Raw genomic sequence first — 17,666 nt, 5'->3', positions numbered from 1 at the left:
GGTAGAAAAACATTAATCCGACAAATTCGACAAAAATACTAGCCTTCCTGCTAATCACACAGGGAAAAACGAAAAAATCCCCTTGCAAGCAAGTTGCAAGAGGTCTCTTCCCTTAAATCCAGCCGCGCGCTTCCATCGCCTCCGTAATTCGCAAAAGTGAGATCATATAGGCTCCCGTGCGCAAGTCTACCTTGTATTGATCAGAGAGTTCTTTCACGGCGCGATAGGCGTTAATCATTGTCGTTTGCAGCTTTTCGTTTACCTCCTGCTCAGACCAGTAGTAATTCATCAGGTTTTGCACCCACTCGAAATAAGAAACCGTTACTCCACCTGCATTGGCGAGAATATCAGGAATAACGATAATTCCTTTTTCTCGCAAAATAGCGTCAGCATCCGGTGTAGTAGGTCCATTTGCTGCTTCTGCAATCCACTTGGCCTGAATGCTGTGGGCATTCGCTGCTGTGATGACATTTTCCAACGCGGCCGGGATTAGAATATCCACTTCCAGCTCCAACAGCTGTTCATTGGAGATAACCGTACCACCTACATACTCCAAAATGGTGGCATTGTCTTTTAACTGTCCTACCTTTTCGATGTCCAAGCCAGCAGCATCATAAATACCTCCGCGTGAGTCACTGACCGCCACAATTTTGAAGCCCAACTCCGTCAAAAGTCTCGCTGCTATTCTTCCCGCATTACCAAAGCCTTGAATCGCGACGGTTGTTTGTTCCGGCTTGCGTCCAGAATCTTTTAATGCTTCGAGTATGGTAAAGACACATCCGCGGGCAGTCGCTTCATTTCTTCCTTTGGAGCCGCCGACACTCAGCGGTTTTCCCGTGATGACTCCCGGAGAATATGTGCCTTTTAATCGACTATACGTATCCATCATCCAGCCCATGATTTGTGGGGTCGTATACACATCGGGTGCAGGTATATCTGTCTCCGGTCCGACAATATCAGCGATGGCTTCCATGAAGCCGCGACTGACTCGTTCCAGCTCATTTTTGCTGAATTCGTGGGGATCACATATGACGCCACCTTTTCCGCCGCCATAAGGAAGACCAACCACGCCACATTTGAATGACATCCACATGGAGAGCGCCTTGACTTCATCCATTGTCACATCTGGATGAAAGCGAATCCCTCCCTTGGTCGGTCCTACCGCATCATTATGCTGAGATCGGTAGCCTTCAAAGACACGTACGCTGCCATCATCCATCTTGACAGGAAAACTAACTGCCAATACTCGTTTGGGTCGCTTTAAAATTTCTACAGCATCGCTCCGCAATCCCAACAATGCCGCTGCAGCATCAATCTGCTTCTGCACAATTTCGTATGGATTCAGGTTTTCTTTCTCTACAGTATTTAGCATCTCTCTTCCTCCCCAATACTTTTCACATGCGTTTTCTACATCACCTTGGCGCAGAGCTAAAGGATGAATGGGGTAATTATATACGATGCAAGTAAATTCAGACAATTTATTTTCTTTGTTTTCACATTATTGCATTATTTTTGGTAAGCAAATAAAAAACGCCCGATGTATCCTCGCGACACATCAGACGTTTTTCTCCTATTTTTTCAAGTACGCCTTCATCAGCTTTGTTTTCGTCTCCCACATCTCTTCGCTGATGTGCAGACGGTAATGCTCTGGATTCAGCATGCGCAAGTATTCAGGCCAGAACAGCTTGAGTTGCTCACGATGGTAGTTGCGAATCTCTTGGAGGGTCGGCAGTTCATAGACCAGTTCCCCATCCACAAATACTGGAATTAGCAGCGACTCTGCCTGGTAGTTCTCCAAATGCTTGCTCAAATACGTATGGCTCGGATGGAACAAATGGAGAGGTGCTCCCTCTCCGACTGTTGTTTCATGTGGGAAGCACATGTAGTCAGCAATCGCTTTGCCTGTTTCCGTATCAATCAATCGGTACATATCTTTGATGCCCGGCGTTGTGACTTTTTCCGGATTCCCGGAGATTTTGATGGTCGGCTGATATTCTCCGTCCGCGCCTTCACGCGCCACCAGCTTGTATACGCCTCCGAGTGTCGGCTGATCCGCTGCCGTGATGAGCTGCGTTCCTACTCCCCAGCTATTTACGCGTGCTCCTTGTACTTTCAGGTTCATAATCGTGTGCTCATCAAGATCGTTAGAAGCGACAATTTGCACATCGGTCATGCCTGCCTTATCAAGCATTTCGCGCGTCTTGCAGGACAAATACGTCAAGTCGCCACTGTCCAAGCGCACCGCCATTAGCTTTTTGCCTTGTTTCTCCAGACGTTTTCCGACCTTAATTGCATTAGGCACGCCACTTTTGAGCGTATCGTAAGTGTCCACCAGCAAGGTTACCTGTCCTGGTAGAGCTGCTGCGAAGCGCTCAAATGCTTCTTCCTCACTCTCAAAGCTCTGTACCCATGAGTGAGCGTGCGTCCCTTTTGTCGGAATGCCAAACATTTTCCCTGCCAGCATATTCGAGGTCGCGTCGAAGCCAGCCAAATACGCTGCCCGCGTCCCCCACAGCGCAGCATCTGCCTCCTGCGCCCTTCTTGTTCCGAACTCCATAAGAACATCATTGCCCGCCACGTTTTTAATCCGTGAAGCTTTGGTCGCAATCAGCGTCTGATAGTTCATGTAATTCAACAGGGCCGTCTCAACTAGCTGTGCCTCCATGACACGCCCCTCTACACGAATCAGCGGCTCGTTCGGGAAAACCACGGTTCCTTCCTTCACGGAGTAGAGCGAGCCCTTAAAACGAAGCTGGCGCAGCTCTTCCAAAAACTTCGGATCGTAGTTCTCCTCCTGCTCACTCAAATACTTGAGATCGCTTTCTTCAAAACGCAAATTTTTTATATAGGAAACAATTCGTTCCAATCCGGCAGATACGGCGTATCCGTTTCCAAAAGGCAGCTTGCGGAAAAATGCTTCGAAAACGACCTTCTGATTGTGTGTTCCGTTCACCCAATGGGCGTACATCATGTTGATTTGATATTTATCTGTGTGTAGTGCCACACCAAATGATTGCATGTCACTGAGGCCTCCTGTGAATTCCTTTCTATCATCATACCAGAAGCGTTCGCTGGTGCCCATCCGCTGTGGAGGATATTAGGGAATGTGGTATAGTATGGGGATAAAAAGAGAAGCAATCGTACAGGCTGGGAGTGAGCATAAGTTGAACAGAAAAATCGTTACAATTAGTAAAGGTTTGCCTAAAAATAATATGTACAACGGCAAGGAATATCTCTCCGGCATTTGGAAGGAGGAAGCGGACGAGCTCGTTGTCCGTTCCGAGAAAATTGATGATGACGATATCGCAAATCCAGAGTACCACGGCGGCCCAGATCGCGTCGTCTGTGCGTATCCTTTTGAACATTATGCCCATTGGGAGAAGTTATTCGGCCAACCTCTGACCAATGCTGCATTTGGAGAAAATCTCACGCTCGCTGGCATGACCGAAGAACAGGTCTGCATCGGGGATGTGTATCAATTCGGTGATTCCATCCTGCAAGTGACCCAAGGCAGATTTCCTTGTGCGACGATCAACAAGCGCAACAACAATAACCAGTTGCTCAAAGCGGTGGTGGAAATGGGCTATACCGGCTACTTTTTCCGCGTCTTGCAGGAAGGAACGATCAAGCCAGACTCCAAGATTACCCTCATCACTGCACATCCAAAACAAGTAACGGTAGCGTCGATTCACCACTTATACTTCCATGACAAGTCACCATCCCAAGAGACGATACAGCGTATGCTTGAGGTGGAGGAATTGGCGCAACCTTGGCGAAAAAAACTACTGGAGAAACAGCAGCAATAGCGAAAGGAACGTCTCATGCGAATTAATAAGTTCATCAGTGAAACCGGCATTTGCTCACGAAGAGAAGCCGATAAATTAATCGAGGCCAAGCGCGTGAAGATCAATGGCCAACTCGCGGAACTGGGAAGTACGGTTGCGTCAGGAGATGACGTGCGCATCGATGGGCAGCCGCTCGGTGTCAAAAAGAAAGATGTCTACATCGCCTTGAACAAGCCTGTCGGAATTACGTGTACCACTGAACTACACGTCAAAGGCAACATCATCGATTTCGTCAATCACCAGGAGCGGATTTTCCCTATCGGGCGACTGGATAAGGATTCGCAAGGACTCATCCTGTTAACCAATGACGGAGATATCGTAAATAAAATTTTGCGTGCGGAGAACAATCATGACAAGGAGTACATCGTCACTGTAGATAAGCCCATCACAGCGAATTTCTTGCACGGAATGTCAAACGGCGTACGCATTCTCGGAACGACCACAAAGCCTTGCGAAGTAACTAAAGTCAGTGACCGGGTCTTCAATATCGTGCTGACGCAAGGGCTCAATCGACAAATCAGGCGGATGTGCCAAGCTTTTGGTTATCAGGTGCGAAAGCTTGAACGGGTACGCATCATGAACATTGCCCTGGGGAATTTGAAATTGGGGCAATGGCGCAATCTGACGGCCAAAGAATTGACCGATCTGAATAAAAGCTTGTGAAATAGGGACGGGTTGGAGTCTGTATAGTGGCTCCTTCCCGTCTTTCTTATCTGTATGTGAATATTTTATCTTTACTGAAAACTATCATTTACAGGCTCCCCTTCTCCGTTTACCATGTAGAAAATCATACGAGAGAAAAGAGGTGGAGAGATTCTCCCCGCACACTTTTTGGGGTGAATCTTGCGAGGATGAAACTGGTTTGTGTCGATTGCAGCAAGGAAGTGCCTGCCCATTTATTTGACTATCAATGCACGTGCGGTGGCTTGTTTGACATTATTCACGATACGTCAGCCATCGATGCCGAACAGCTGAAGCGCGTCTTTCACGAGCGGCTGTCTGAGCGCATGACACCTTATGCGAGCGGGGTATGGCGCTACAAAGAGCTGATTTTCCCCGAGCTTCCTGAAGAGTACATCACGACCAAGTACGAAGGAAATACAGGACTGTACGCATCTGCACTCATCCAATCGTATGTAGGAAGCAACAGCAAGGTATGGCTAAAGGCACAAAGCGAGAATCCAAGTGGTTCATTCAAAGACAACGGGATGACTGTCGCCGTATCACACGGGCGTTCACTAGGCTATCAACGCTTCACCTGCACATCGACTGGCAATACCTCATCCTCTCTCGCCATGTATGCTGCACTCGCCCATGGCGAATCGTACGTGTTTGTCCCGAACAAAAACATTTCTTTGAATAAAGTCATGCAAACACTCGCCTACGGAGCAAAGGTCATCAGCTTTGATGGCACTTACGATGATGGCATCCGCTTTTACGAGCAATACAGCAAAGAGCTCGGCCTCTACATCTGTAATTCGATCAATCCATTCCGCATTGAAGGGCAGAAGAGTATCGTGTACGAAATTGCCCAGTACCTCAATTGGAACCTCCCCGATTGGGTGGTCATCCCTGGAGGAGCGCTAAGCAATGTGACGGCTCTCGGAAAAGGCTTGCAGGATTTGAAAAATCTCGGCTTTATCGAGAAAGTTCCTCGAGTGGCGCTCGTACAGGCGGAAGGTGCTAGTCCATTCCATCGCATGGTCGCAGACGGACACACCGAGTTGACACCTGAACCCAATCCATATACACGTGCCTCCGCGCTGAACATCGGCAATCCGCCCAGCTGGAAAAAAGCGCTTCGTACATTAGAAGAAACGAACGGCGTTACCTGCTCCGTGACTGATCAAGAGATTCTCGACGCCAAAGCATGGGTGGATAAGAGCGGGATCGGCTGCGAGCCTGCCTCTGCTGCTACGGTTGCCGGATTGCGCAAGCTCATCGCAGGACAAGTGATCGACAAGGACGAAACAGCCGTGTGCATTTTGACAGGAAACATGCTGAAGGACACTGATGCACTGCAAGAGTATCATTTGGGGGAATCGGTGTCAGCGAGCTATCCGAATAAAATTGTCTCGGCACAGCTTACGTTGAAAGAGATTGGCGCCATGCTTTCGTAACAGCTCATCTGTATTTTTTTTTAGTTAATATGCGCGAATAATTTGCTATCCTTTCAATATCCTGTTATGCTAGTAAAGAATTATTTTTGTTCGAACAAACGGATAGCGTAGATAGCAAATTTTCGTCTAGAGATCCTGAGAGCAAGGATAGTAATATATGTGTGTTACACACTAGGAGGCAATAACAATGGAACAAGGTACAGTAAAATGGTTTAACGCAGAAAAAGGTTTTGGTTTTATTGAGCGCGAAGGTAAAGAAGACGTATTCGTACACTTCTCTGCTATCCAAGGCGACGGTTTCAAATCCCTTGACGAAGGTCAAAAAGTTACTTTTGACGTAGAACAAGGCCAACGCGGACCACAAGCTACTAACGTTCAAAAAGTTTAATTAAGCCATACACAAAAAACAGACTCCTGTAAGGGGGTCTTTTTTTGTGTTGTCTGAAACACAAATAAAAAACCCTACTCACGTAAATGGAGTAGGGAATGCTACAGAACAGTAAATGGTAGACTCAGTATAACACAGTACATAGCGCTTCTTAAAATTTTTGTATTTTCAAATACGGATTATTCAACCACAGGTAGTTTGGAACGTTGAATATCCGTAATTTGCCCCCGCGCTACACGCAGCAGCCCTTCTTTTTCCATTTTCTTTAGTGTCCGGCTAATCACTTCACGAGCAGTCCCCAGCTCAATTGCCAACTGATCATGTGTAATGGCGAGCGAATTATTCTCCGCACCTGTATGCTCGATCAAGTATTCGGAAATTCGAACCCGAATGGATTTAAAGTTAATGTCGTCAATCAAGTTCGACATGATAATCAATCGACGCGCAAATGATTGAAAAATATACTGGCGAAAGCCTTGATGCTTCTCGATCCATTTCTTATAAATCTTCGTCGGGACGTTCAAGACCATACTCGGCTTCTCCACGCAAGCCGAAGCTTCATACACCGTTTCTCCCAATATACTAGACGCGATGAGTGGACAGCACTCGCCAGCCGATAGCCTGTACAACGTAACCTCTCTCCCATCGCTGCTCAGTTTGAAAATGCGAACCAGCCCATCCAAGATTAATGGCGCATTCTCCAAAAACTCGCCTTCATCAATGGTAAAGTTGGCTGGAACCATAGTGATGGAGATTCCCTCCTCTTGCCACTCTTCTGGAGTAAGTGCCGCTAGACTTGGAAAACGTGTAAGGACCTCCGCAATCTGCTCCTTTTGCATATGGATGAAGAACCTCCTTGTGAAAAAAATAACTTGGTGACAAAGTCACAGATTACCGATACAGATTTTTATTATTATTGCACTCAAGAAGAACGAACACAAGAACACCTGTTTAATCAGAAATCGCTTCGTTAACACTAACGAACGATCATCATGAAACGAAGGAGATGTTGTAAATGAGTACGTATGTATTGGTTCATGGGGCATGCCAAGGTGAATGGGTATGGGAAAAAGTAAAACCTGAGCTGGAAGCATTGGGACACAAAGTCGCGACATTGGACTTGCCTGGAAGTGGACAAGACATGACACCTCCAGAGCAAGTGACACTGGATCTCTACGTAGAGAAAGTATCTGACCTGATCAAGCAACAAAACGAAAAAGTAATCCTTGTCGGACACAGCATGGGTGGCCTCGTCATTACGCAAACGGCTGAAAAAGTACATGATAAAATTGATAAGCTCGTCTACCTTTGCGCATTCTTGCCGAAAAACGGGGAAAGTCTCATAAGCAAGTCTGAAGGAGAAAAAGGCCCGGAATTCGAATTGAATGAAGCCGACATGACGCTGGCTCCGAAGCTTGAGACTGTGGAAGAAACATTTTTCAATGCAGTTGAGGATGAGGCACTGAGACTGGCGTCGATGAAACGTTGCCGTCCGCAAGCGCTGGCTCCGTTTACACAACCCGTGCAAATTACTGAAGAGAAATTCGGAAGTGTCGATCGCGTCTATATTGAAACAACTTTAGACAACGCAATTCCAATCGACTTCCAACGCAGAATGAACACAGAAACACCTTGCAGCAAAGTCATTACAATGGAAGCCGATCATGCGCCTTTCTTGTCCAAACCAGAAGAACTGGTGAATCACCTCGATCAAGTAAGCAAATCATAAAATAACCAAAAACAAGGCTGTCGACCATCATGTCGGCAGCCTTGCTTCATTCCTATTCCTCTATGTTCAACTGGCGAACCGTACGAACGAGTCTTTGCAATCCATCCCGCAGCTGTTGTTCATTCAAATAAGAATAACTGATGCGTATCCAAGAGCTTAACTCTCGCTGTGGGTCACAGATCGCGCCGGGCACAAACGTAATCGATTGCTCTATGCATTTGCCCAAAAGGCTTTCCATCGGGACGGAATCAGGCAGCTTCACCCATAAATTAAAGCCTCCTGGTGGGCTGGACCACTCCCAGTCGGTCACAGACAGCTCTTCCTCCATGATATCCCGGCGAATGGCCAATGCAATCCGCAGCTTTGCCAAATGCTGCTGCATCCGTTCGGAGAAGAAGTAATGCAAAAAAATCTTTTGATTCAACAGGGGTGCTCCACTGTCGGACAATGATTTCGCTTGAATCAAATACTTCATAATAGATGGACGGCATGCTACAGTCGCAATACTCAACCCCGGCGCGATGTACTTGCTAAAGCTGCGTAGATAGATGACATAGCCCTCCGTGTCGTAAGAAAAAAACGGCAGTGGGGGCTCATCGCCGAAGTAAATATCGCGGCACGGATCATCCTCTACGATCAGGCACTGATACTTCGCAGCCAGCTCCACCAGTCTCTTCCGTTGTTCAGCCGGAACCGCATAGCCAGTCGGATTGTGAAAGGTCGGATTGAGATAAAACAGGCGCGGTTTTTCTTTTTGCATCAGCAGTTCAACCTGCTCCAAATCATATCCATGCGGCGCAATCTCGATGGGAATTATTTTGGCGCCCTGTCTTCTAAATACATCGATGGCAGGACTGTAAGTAGGTCTCTCCAGCAACACGACATCACGCGGCTTTACAAGGACTCTGGCAACCAAATCAATCGCTTCCTGCGAACCAGATGTAATCATCAGCTCATCGGGTGACAGGTGAAAATGATAACGGCTGATATAATAGCTGCACAGTGCTTCCCTCAGCTCCTGATCTCCTTGTGTAGTTGAGTAGGTGCCCAGCACTTTTGGATACAGGTCAAACACTTTTTTCACGTACTCGGAAAAATAAAGATTCGGTAATAAATTTGGTTCGATCAATGCTTTGGAAAATTGATAGGTCGCCTGCACCTGATGAATTTCAGAAAGGTGACTCTTGTGCACATAGGCAGAAACGATTGGATCATCCATCGACTCTACTGGCAGCAAGTTGCTCGGTTGTACATAATACCCCGACTTATCCTTCACATACACGTGGCTGTTTTGTTTCAGCAATTGATACGCCTTAAAAACCGTCAGGCGATGCACATTTAATTCCAACGCCAATGTGCGAACAGAAGGAAGCTTTTCATGTGCCCTCCACTCTTCGCGTCTGATCCGGTCCAGAAGATATTCATACACTTGTTCGAACAGCTTATCAGAATGGCTGTTTGAAAGAGCCTCCCTTTTCATGCAAGCTCCCCCCTTTCCCCCATGATAATGGATTGATTTTAGCATCTGTTCTATTCTATTTCATCTGTTCTATTCCCTTCCCTTTATGATGAGGAAAAGGGAGGAATCATAATGGTACTACTCAACTATGTGGTCATGTGCTTGATATTCGGAACGACTTTTTTGGCAATCAAAGTCGGGATCGATGCGGGAGCACCGCCGTTTTTCTCTGCTGGTATTCGCTTCTTTTTGGCAGGTGTGATTTTGTTTTCATTCATGCTCTGGAAAAAACAGGCGCGTCTCTCGCTGCTACTTCATAAAGAGATGTTTTTTACCGGAATCGGTTTAACGTTTGGAACATTTGCCACCTTGTATTGGGCAGAGCAGCATATAAGTTCAGGAATCGCTGCGATTTTATCAGCAACAGCACCGCTCATGGTCATGCTGCTTCAGACGGGCATTTCACGGCAAAAGCTCTCTGCCATATCGTGGGCTGGTTGTCTTGTTGGATTTGCCGGTGTCGTCTTGCTGATTTTACCCGGTGCGACAACCATCTCATTCAGCTTCCTTTGGCTCGCTGGGTGCATAGCAGTTTTATTCGGGCAAATTTTTTATTCAGCTGGTGCAGTTTACTCCCGAAGCGTCATCCAACGGTTTCAAGACACCTCCCCCATTGCTTTGAATGCGGCACAGATGATGTATGGAGGAGCGATGCTGCTTGTATTATCTCTGTTCACCGAGCAAGTGCATATCGAATCGATGCTAACGGCTAATGCGATCATCTCACTCCTGTACTTAATCGTCGTTGGTTCCATGATGGGGCACACCATTTTCTATTGGCTCGTGGCCAAAACCAACCCTGTGTTTCCATCCACGTGGCTCTATATCTCTCCGTTGATTGCCTTAAGCTTGGGCGTCATCCTGTACAATGAGCCGCTTTATCTCCTGTCGTTAGCAGGGGGAATCACGATTATTGTCGGCATTATCCTGATTAATATGGATGGCTTGAAGAAGTTGATGGGTAAAAAGGTAAATAAACTACGAGACGTAAGCCATTGATGAAAAAGAAGGAGTACCACAAGAAAGCCTGGTGCTCTGTGGTACTCCTCTATTTGGAAAATGGTTATTTCGTATCGTTGATTTGCTCCGCCATTTTCAGCAACTCTTCTTTCGTGCTTACACTTATCTTGGCTCTCAGGCTATAGTTTACCTTTGTCCCATTTTTCACCCATTCCAAAGAGTGAACGGTGTCCCCATTTTCAGGTGCGAAAGTGGAGTACACAGCTTCATTGTCGCCAATCATGACTTTCTCCAAATTCTCCGCAAGTGTACCTCCACTTTTATTCTTGTCACCCAGGATGGAAACTTCTACGAAAGCACTGCCTTTTTGGCTCTTGTACTCAATCTCTGCATTACGAAGCTTGTCTGATAATGGAATGGGTTGTACCACGTATTCTTTTTTCGTACTTTCTTGTTCCTCTTTCATCGCTTTCTCATCATACTTGTCACAAAAGGGCAACACGCGGCTTAATTTCCTGCGCTTTAGCACATTCGCACAATGGTTGTAAGCGATCCGGTACAGCCATGCGGAAAATGACAGCGAGTACGTATACTGGTCAAGATGCTCGTAGCCACGAAACAGGACTTCCTGGACAGCGTCTTCTGTATCTTGACGGTGACCGAGCATGTGATAGCAGTATGTAAAGATCGGTTGTTGGTAATGATCGATAATGATTTCGTATTGTTCAAGAGAACCTGCTTTTATTTCGCTCAGCAGGCGCTCTAATTCTGTTTTTTCCACTGTTTGCCCTCCTCTCACTATGAATAACAACTGGCATCTTTTGTTTGTGACACCTATTTTAGAATTTTTTGGTTTTACGAATAAAATTTCGTTCTAAATAAAAAAGGTGCTCCACCCGTCTCGTACGAAAAACCTCGTACTTACGAAAGGAACACCTTTATTCCATGCTTGATTCATTTAGTTGTCCGTACTCTTGTCGAATGTCTTGATTCTTTCCCGGGAAATCGACAGCACCTGTCGGCTGCTCTTTAGAAATGCTCTCCGTTGGCATAATAGCTTTCTTTTTGATAAGCGACAAATGCCATTTCCACTTCTGGGATGCCAAGAGATAAGACGTGCTTGGTCACGATCTGGGCAAACTGGTCACGAACTTCTTGCCCCCGCTCGAACCATGCTACTTCGATAAAAGGAAACGACTCTACGATCTTCCCGCCAAAAACACCTGTCGTCTGCAAGCATTCGATCGTAAAATTGTCCGTGCCGCATTGGCATAGTGCAGCAAGCTCCACTGCAAGTGGTTCGCTAATCGTGGCTATTTGTTCAGCTTGAATGCCTCGAACGATAAGATGTGGCATGATGATCCCTCCTGATTGTCCATATGCTCTATCTTACCGTTCAGCAGGCAAAAAGAGTAGAAAAAACTAGGTCAAAGCCGCGGCGCTTCCGTGCTTTCCAACTGCTTCTTGCACCCGCGCTTCTTTGTTCCCTTGCTGCATTTGATACATCTGATAGTACCTACCTTGCTTCTCCATTAAGTCTTCATGCTTTCCTCGCTCTACAATTCTACCTCGATCCAGTACGAGAATTTGATCTGCGTTTTTGATCGTAGACAGGCGATGAGCAATGATGAAGGTCGTTCTTCCTTTTTTCAACACCTCAAGTGCATTTTGAATAATGCCCTCTGTTTCCGTGTCGATGCTGGCAGTCGCTTCATCCAGAATGAGGATAGCCGGGTCAAACGCGAGTGCACGCGCAAACGAAATCAATTGACGCTGCCCGAGTGAAAGCGTGCTGCCCTTCTCGATCACAGGTTCATCGAATCCTTTCGAGAGACTGCGGAACAGTTGGTCTGCCCCTACATCGCACAAGGCTTTCTCCACTTTTTCCGGCGAAATCGACGGATCATCCAGACTCACATTGGAACGAATCGTTCCTGTAAACAAAAACGGGTCCTGTAAAACAATAGCCATATGCTGACGAAGCTGCTGTTTGGAAAACGACTGCACATTGCGCCCATCAATCATAATCGCTCCACTGTTTACATCATAGAAGCGGAGTAACAGATTGATAATCGAGCTTTTTCCCGAACCCGTGTGACCAACTAGTGCCACTGTCTCTCCAGGCCATGCTTCGAATGAAATGTTTTTCAGCACGTATTGGTCGTCTTTGTAGGCAAAAGAAACATCGTCAAAGCGAACATTCCCTTGATAGCAAGGCACTTTTGCAGGATCAACGTCAATGCCCTCTTCATCCAGCAGTTCAAACACTCGCGACGCCGCGACGAGAGATTGCTCCAGGTTCGCCAATTGGTTGACGATCTGTGTCATCGGCTGGAACAAGCGATTGAGATAATCGACGAATGCGTAGAGGACACCAAGCGAGAGCAGTGTACCTATCCCGAGGGAAGCACCACCGAAATACCAGATGAACAAAACAAACGCGATATTGCGGATGAACTGAACCAGGTTAAACGAAGCGGTCGCATTGAGCCGTAGCATTTTATTTTGGTAGGTGAACAGCTCTTCGTTCAGTTCGCCAAATTCCCGCATCGTCTCCTTTTCTCTGCGAAACGCCTGAATGATCGGCATCCCTTGGATCGACTCGTTAATCATCCCGTTGATGTCACTGATGCGTGCCCGAATGACATGGTTGAATCCAGAGGCGTACTTGCGGTACAAGTAAATCCACACGACCATGATTGGCAAAATGACCAGACAAACGAGCGCGAGTCGTACATCAAGCAAGAACAGCGCTGCGAAAATACCGATTAAATAAATCCCGCTCGTAATGAAGTTGCCGAGTACATTCGTAAACAGCTCACGGATTGCCTCCGTATCGTTTGTGACACGAGCAACCACCTTCCCGGCAGGGAGATGATCGAAATATTGAATGGGTAATCGTTGAGTATGCGCGAACACATCATTACGCAGTCTCTCGATCACCTGATTCGCTGATTTTTGCCATAAGAACTTTTGTCCATAATGGAAAAGCGAGGCAACTACCAATAATCCGAAATAGAGAGCAGCCAGTGTGAATAAGCCCCTTGTCTCTGGCCGGAAAAATTCGAATATCTCCTGATTGCTTAAGAGAGTGGCCTGGTACTCCTTTCGATCCGTACCTTTGACAATGACGAGCTTCCCATCCTCAATGGAGCGCTGCCCATCATACGAAATCGCCTGATTTAAGAAATAATAGTCGCGCCCCACCTGCAGAACACGAACTTCCCCACCTGTGCTCTCACCTGCTGCCAAGTGATCCTGTCTGGTGTAATACTTCCCTTTGTATAGCACGGAATCCTCACGCTGTGCCGTCTCATACCAAGGGAATTCAATGCCCATGATGTGCGTATCGATCATTTTTTTCGCCAAAAACGGTCCTGTCAGTTCTGCCCCAACCGAGATGGACAGCATCAATACCGCCAAGAGGATCGTCTTTTTAAAAATCGCTGCATAGTGGACTAGCCTTTTCCCCGTCGTCATTCATTCACCCGCTTTCTGTCAGCGTCGCTTCAATCTGCTGTTTCTCGAATTGTTCTTTATACCAACCGCCCAGCTCCAATAGCTGTGCATGTGTACCTTCCTCGACGATTCGTCCTTCGTCTATGACGAGAATCCAATCTGCATGCTGGACGGCCGTTAAGCGATGTGTGGTGATCAGTGTTGTTTTGCCTGCACGCTCCCGGCGAATATTCGTGATCATCTCCGCTTCGGTTTTGCCATCCACCGCTGACATGGCATCATCGAGAATCAAGATTTCCGGATTGACCAAAAGAGCCCGAGCAATCGAGACCCGCTGTTTTTGCCCGCCTGAAAGGGCTACGCCTTTTTCACCAACGAGCGTTTGCAAGCCTTCGGGCAATAGCTGCACATCCCGAGCGAATGCGGCCTGCTTCAACACTTCCTGTAATTCTTCTTCCGTCGCCTCGTTGTTCCCGAACAAGATGTTTTCGCGGACTGTCTTCGAGAACAGAATCTGCTCTTGTGGTACATAGCCGATCCAGCTCTTGATGTTATCCAGACTGATCTGTTCTAGCGCCTCTCCCGAAACACTGATGGCTCCCCGTCCTACCGGAAATTCGCGAAGCAGCTGTCGCACCAGTGTGGATTTCCCGCTTCCCGTACGTCCGACGATTCCTAGCGTCTGACCCCGACCAAGAGCAAAGGAGACATCCACTAGCTGGTCAACCTGTGCAGATGGATAGCGGAATGTCACGGAATCAAAGCGAATGACTTCTGGTACCGCCACATGCACCGGACTGTCGTGATCCTTCACATCGGCTTCGTAAGCCAAGGTTTCATTGACCCGATCCAGCGAGGCACTTCCTCTTTGCATCACATTAATCAATTCGCCAATCGCAAACATCGGCCAAATCAGCATCCCGAGATAGACGTTGAACGAGACTAGTTCTCCTAGGGTCAATTCTCTTTGGAACACGAGGTAGCCACCGTAGATCAAGCCGATCATATAACTGATTCCAACCAATATTTTGACGGTTGGCTCAATCAACGAATCGATTCTCGCCACATCGATATTTTTTTGATACACTTCATGCGTTTTTTGGCGAAAGCGCTCCTGATCCGCCATCTCCTGTACGTAAGCTCGAATCACGCGAACGCCAGAGACGGATTCCAGCACGCGGTCGTTCAGCTCGCCGAACGATGTTTGTGAAGTAGAAAAACGCTCGTGAATTTTTTTCCCATATTGCTTGATGATGTAGGCCATGAACGGTAATGGAAGGATCGCCGCTAAGGTTAGCTTCCAACTGATCAAAAAGCCCATCGTCAGCACAATCGCCCCTGTAAAGGATAGCGAGTCCACCATCGTCAAAATTCCGAAGCCTGTCGTCATCGAGACAGCCTTGAGGTCATTTGTCGCTCGGGCCATCAGATCACCGGTACGATTGCGCTGATAAAACGTTGGCGTCATCTGCAAAAAATGCGTCATGAGCTTCGACCGTAAAGTCCGCTCCGCCAGAAACGCTCCCCCAAACAGCTTCCGAATCCAGATAAAATTGACCCAATAAATCGCGACAGACAATACACCGAAAAACAGCAAAATGGATACCAGCCGCTCGCCAGTCAGCGTCCCTAGGTGAATCTCATCAATAGCCACCCCAATGATTTTTGGAGGGATAATCTCCAGTAAGCCGCCCAGAATCAATAGCAGAATAGCGACCGTATAACGTTTCCAATGCTCCTTGAAAAACCAATCAAGCTTTGCCAAAACCGAGAACATCCGTGTTTCTCCCCTCTCTTTAGCTGGCTGGGTGACCTTTTTTAGGGACAAAAAAGACATATCGCCCGTGAGCAACATGCCTTTTCATCAACAAAAATAGAAAAGGCGCAAGTTACGAAAAATGTAACCTACGCCATGTTAACGAGATCAAAAAAACGATACTACGCTCGTATCAATGGTGGGGTTACGTCATGTATGCCCTTGTTTGGATGACCCATACGTGCAATTCTTTTCATGACTAGCCCACCTTTCCATTAATATTTTGAATTTCCAATAAATACATTCTGAACTTTACCATTCTTGCGGATACATTGTCAACTGATCTTTTCCGCGCTTTTGCTTCCCTTCATTTATTTGGTATGATTATCCTCATGAAGCTTATTCAGGAGGCCATTTATTTTGTTATCATCCAATCAAAAGCGTCGATTGACATCTGTTCAAATCATCGTGTTCGCCTACGTTGGGCTCATCCTGATCTCAGCGTTTCTTCTGTCATTGCCGTTTTTTCACTTGCCGGGAGTCTCCCTTTCTTTTATTGACTCTTTGTTTACCGCGGCGAGTGCCATCAGCGTTACCGGGCTAACTGTCATTACGATTCATGAGGTTTTCAACCAGTGGGGGATTCTCTTTCTTACGTTGCTCTTCCAGGTTGGCGGGGTCGGAATCATGACACTCGGAACGTTCATCTGGATCCTCATGGGTCAAAAAATCGGTCTGGAACAGCGCATCTGGATCGCGACAGACCACAACCGCTCCACGTTGTCCGGTCTGGTCGACCTGATGCGCAATATTCTCGTGATCGCGCTCTTGATCGAGCTGGTGGGAACCATCCTGTTAGGCAGTCATTTTATTTACGCCGGCTACTACGACGATTGGTACACCGCGTTCTACCACGGCTACTTTGCATCTGTCAGTGCTTTTACGAATGCCGGGTTTGACCTGCACGGAAACTCCATGCTCGACTTTACCCACGATTACGTGTTTCAGACTATCGTGATGATCTTGATTATTTGTGGAGCGATCGGGTTTCCCGTACTCGTGGAGCTGAGAACGTACTTGTCCTATCGGCGTGCAAAAGTGCGTTTCACCTTTTCGCTCTTCACCAAGATTACGACACTGACTTTCTTTTCCTTGATCGCCATTGGCGCCCTGCTCATTTTCGTTTTTGAACGAAATCAGTTTTTGGCCGATAAGACCTGGCATGAAATGCTGTTTTATTCGTTGTTCCACTCCGTCTCTTCACGAAGCGGCGGTCTCGCTACGATGGATATCAGCCTCTTGTCGACCGCGACACTCATCATGCTCTCCGGGATGATGTTCATTGGCGCTTCTCCGAGTAGCGTGGGCGGGGGGATACGGACCACGACATTCTTCGTCCTGATTGCCTCTGTTTTTGCCAACATGCGTGGCTACAAGGAAGTAAAGGTGTTCGGAAGAGAGCTGGTTGATGAGGACATTCAGCGCTCCTTCATCGTCTTTTTCATCGCGATCATCCTGGTGTTCACAGCGGTCATGCTGCTCGTCTGGCTGGAGGATTTACCTTTCCAGTACGTCTTGTTCGAGGTTTGCTCTGCTTTCGGTACGACCGGATTGTCTAGCGGAATTACAGCCCAGATGGGCATAGGCGGCAAGCTCATCCTGATTATTACGATGATGATCGGACGTATCGGGATTATCAATTTGCTCCTCTTCTTGAAGCGCAATGACCGAATCGTACGCTACCATTATCCGAAAGAACGCATCATCATTGGTCAATAGAGGAAAGGAAATCCCCCAGAGCTATGTAGCCGTTGGGGGATTTTTTCGTGTAGAGAATGACATGTTTTTTAGCGCAAGAGGATGTGTCGTTGCACAGTTTATGCACGTGAA

Annotated in this window: 15 protein-coding genes; 7 read left to right on the top strand and 8 right to left on the bottom strand. The window is 47.1% G+C overall.

Going from position 1 to position 17,666, the window contains the following annotated elements; all coding sequences use genetic code 11:
- Positions 1 to 112: 112 nt before the first annotated feature.
- Complete coding sequence (locus tag PMI05_RS12820; protein ID WP_007721951.1) at positions 113 to 1,372, bottom strand: Glu/Leu/Phe/Val dehydrogenase; 1,260 nt, start codon at positions 1,370 to 1,372, stop codon at positions 113 to 115.
- Between the two features lie 198 nt (positions 1,373 to 1,570).
- A complete protein-coding gene (locus PMI05_RS12815; RefSeq protein ID WP_007721949.1) occupies positions 1,571 to 3,019 on the bottom strand; it encodes a nicotinate phosphoribosyltransferase in 1,449 nt (482 codons plus the stop codon).
- 145 nt (positions 3,020 to 3,164) lie between these two features.
- Here PMI05_RS12815 and PMI05_RS12810 point away from each other — a divergent pair, with 145 nt between their 5' ends.
- From PMI05_RS12810 to PMI05_RS12795, 4 genes are all read left to right on the top strand, one after another.
- Positions 3,165 to 3,806: an MOSC domain-containing protein gene (locus PMI05_RS12810; RefSeq protein WP_039960704.1), complete on the top strand. Its 642-nt coding sequence runs from the start codon at positions 3,165 to 3,167 to the stop codon at positions 3,804 to 3,806.
- A gap of 15 nt (positions 3,807 to 3,821) precedes the next feature.
- Positions 3,822 to 4,508 carry a 23S rRNA pseudouridine(2604) synthase RluF gene (rluF, locus tag PMI05_RS12805; RefSeq protein ID WP_007721945.1) on the top strand — a complete coding sequence of 229 codons (687 nt, stop codon included), beginning with the start codon at positions 3,822 to 3,824 and terminating at the stop codon, positions 4,506 to 4,508.
- Between the two features lie 188 nt (positions 4,509 to 4,696).
- Complete coding sequence (gene thrC, locus PMI05_RS12800) at positions 4,697 to 5,965, top strand: threonine synthase (RefSeq protein ID WP_039960695.1); 1,269 nt, start codon at positions 4,697 to 4,699, stop codon at positions 5,963 to 5,965.
- 187 nt (positions 5,966 to 6,152) lie between these two features.
- Positions 6,153 to 6,353 (top strand): cold-shock protein, encoded by a 201-nt coding sequence (locus PMI05_RS12795; protein WP_007721941.1) that lies wholly within the window; start codon positions 6,153 to 6,155, stop codon positions 6,351 to 6,353.
- Between the two features lie 179 nt (positions 6,354 to 6,532).
- Here the strand turns inward: PMI05_RS12795 and PMI05_RS12790 are convergent, their stop codons facing one another.
- Positions 6,533 to 7,192 carry a Crp/Fnr family transcriptional regulator gene (locus tag PMI05_RS12790; protein WP_007721939.1) on the bottom strand — a complete coding sequence of 220 codons (660 nt, stop codon included), beginning with the start codon at positions 7,190 to 7,192 and terminating at the stop codon, positions 6,533 to 6,535.
- Positions 7,193 to 7,368: 176 nt separating this feature from the next.
- Between PMI05_RS12790 and PMI05_RS12785 the strand changes: the two genes are divergently transcribed.
- On the top strand, positions 7,369 to 8,082 hold the full coding sequence (locus PMI05_RS12785; protein WP_007721937.1) for an alpha/beta fold hydrolase: 714 nt from the start codon (positions 7,369 to 7,371) through the stop codon (positions 8,080 to 8,082).
- Between the two features lie 52 nt (positions 8,083 to 8,134).
- Here the strand turns inward: PMI05_RS12785 and PMI05_RS12780 are convergent, their stop codons facing one another.
- Positions 8,135 to 9,562, bottom strand: coding sequence for a PLP-dependent aminotransferase family protein (locus tag PMI05_RS12780; RefSeq protein WP_007721934.1), 1,428 nt, complete (start codon positions 9,560 to 9,562; stop codon positions 8,135 to 8,137).
- A gap of 111 nt (positions 9,563 to 9,673) precedes the next feature.
- On the opposite strand from PMI05_RS12780, the gene PMI05_RS12775 reads away from it, so the two are divergent.
- Positions 9,674 to 10,600 (top strand): DMT family transporter, encoded by a 927-nt coding sequence (locus tag PMI05_RS12775; protein ID WP_007721932.1) that lies wholly within the window; start codon positions 9,674 to 9,676, stop codon positions 10,598 to 10,600.
- A 64-nt stretch (positions 10,601 to 10,664) separates the two neighbouring features.
- On the opposite strand, the gene PMI05_RS31365 is transcribed toward PMI05_RS12775, so the two are convergent.
- The 4 genes from PMI05_RS31365 to PMI05_RS12755 all read right to left on the bottom strand — a co-directional run bounded on the left by PMI05_RS31365 (position 10,665) and on the right by PMI05_RS12755 (position 15,797).
- Entirely contained in the window at positions 10,665 to 11,342 is a 678-nt protein-coding gene (locus PMI05_RS31365) for a sigma-70 family RNA polymerase sigma factor (protein ID WP_007721930.1), read from the bottom strand.
- A gap of 248 nt (positions 11,343 to 11,590) precedes the next feature.
- Positions 11,591 to 11,917 carry a DUF1904 family protein gene (locus tag PMI05_RS12765; protein ID WP_007721928.1) on the bottom strand — a complete coding sequence of 109 codons (327 nt, stop codon included), beginning with the start codon at positions 11,915 to 11,917 and terminating at the stop codon, positions 11,591 to 11,593.
- Between the two features lie 66 nt (positions 11,918 to 11,983).
- Complete coding sequence (locus tag PMI05_RS12760) at positions 11,984 to 14,041, bottom strand: ABC transporter ATP-binding protein (RefSeq protein ID WP_039960693.1); 2,058 nt, start codon at positions 14,039 to 14,041, stop codon at positions 11,984 to 11,986.
- 4 nt (positions 14,042 to 14,045) lie between these two features.
- A complete protein-coding gene (locus PMI05_RS12755; protein WP_007721924.1) occupies positions 14,046 to 15,797 on the bottom strand; it encodes an ABC transporter ATP-binding protein in 1,752 nt (583 codons plus the stop codon).
- 399 nt (positions 15,798 to 16,196) lie between these two features.
- Here PMI05_RS12755 and PMI05_RS12750 point away from each other — a divergent pair, with 399 nt between their 5' ends.
- Positions 16,197 to 17,555, top strand: coding sequence for a TrkH family potassium uptake protein (locus PMI05_RS12750; RefSeq protein ID WP_007721922.1), 1,359 nt, complete (start codon positions 16,197 to 16,199; stop codon positions 17,553 to 17,555).
- Positions 17,556 to 17,666 lie beyond the last annotated feature (111 nt).

This window comes from Brevibacillus sp. BC25 (assembly GCF_000282075.1).
Taxonomy (GTDB): domain Bacteria; phylum Bacillota; class Bacilli; order Brevibacillales; family Brevibacillaceae; genus Brevibacillus.
Note: the sequence above shows the minus strand (reverse complement) of the source record. Positions and strands in the feature narration are given on the sequence as shown.

Excerpts from the sequence above, each read along its gene's own strand:
- PMI05_RS12760 (WP_039960693.1), bottom strand. The coding sequence starts at position 14,041 with ATGACGACGGGGAAAAGGCTAGTCCACTATGCAGCGATTTTTAAAAAG.
- PMI05_RS12815 (WP_007721949.1), bottom strand. The coding sequence starts at position 3,019 with ATGCAATCATTTGGTGTGGCACTACACACAGATAAATATCAAATCAAC.
- PMI05_RS12755 (WP_007721924.1), bottom strand. The coding sequence starts at position 15,797 with ATGTTCTCGGTTTTGGCAAAGCTTGATTGGTTTTTCAAGGAGCATTGG.
- PMI05_RS12790 (WP_007721939.1), bottom strand. The coding sequence starts at position 7,192 with ATGCAAAAGGAGCAGATTGCGGAGGTCCTTACACGTTTTCCAAGTCTA.
- PMI05_RS12785 (WP_007721937.1), top strand. The coding sequence starts at position 7,369 with ATGAGTACGTATGTATTGGTTCATGGGGCATGCCAAGGTGAATGGGTA.
- rluF (WP_007721945.1), top strand. The coding sequence starts at position 3,822 with ATGCGAATTAATAAGTTCATCAGTGAAACCGGCATTTGCTCACGAAGA.
- PMI05_RS12820 (WP_007721951.1), bottom strand. The coding sequence starts at position 1,372 with ATGCTAAATACTGTAGAGAAAGAAAACCTGAATCCATACGAAATTGTG.
- thrC (WP_039960695.1), top strand. The coding sequence starts at position 4,697 with ATGAAACTGGTTTGTGTCGATTGCAGCAAGGAAGTGCCTGCCCATTTA.
- PMI05_RS12795 (WP_007721941.1), top strand. The coding sequence starts at position 6,153 with ATGGAACAAGGTACAGTAAAATGGTTTAACGCAGAAAAAGGTTTTGGT.
- PMI05_RS12780 (WP_007721934.1), bottom strand. The coding sequence starts at position 9,562 with ATGAAAAGGGAGGCTCTTTCAAACAGCCATTCTGATAAGCTGTTCGAA.
- PMI05_RS12775 (WP_007721932.1), top strand. The coding sequence starts at position 9,674 with ATGGTACTACTCAACTATGTGGTCATGTGCTTGATATTCGGAACGACT.
- PMI05_RS12765 (WP_007721928.1), bottom strand. The coding sequence starts at position 11,917 with ATGCCACATCTTATCGTTCGAGGCATTCAAGCTGAACAAATAGCCACG.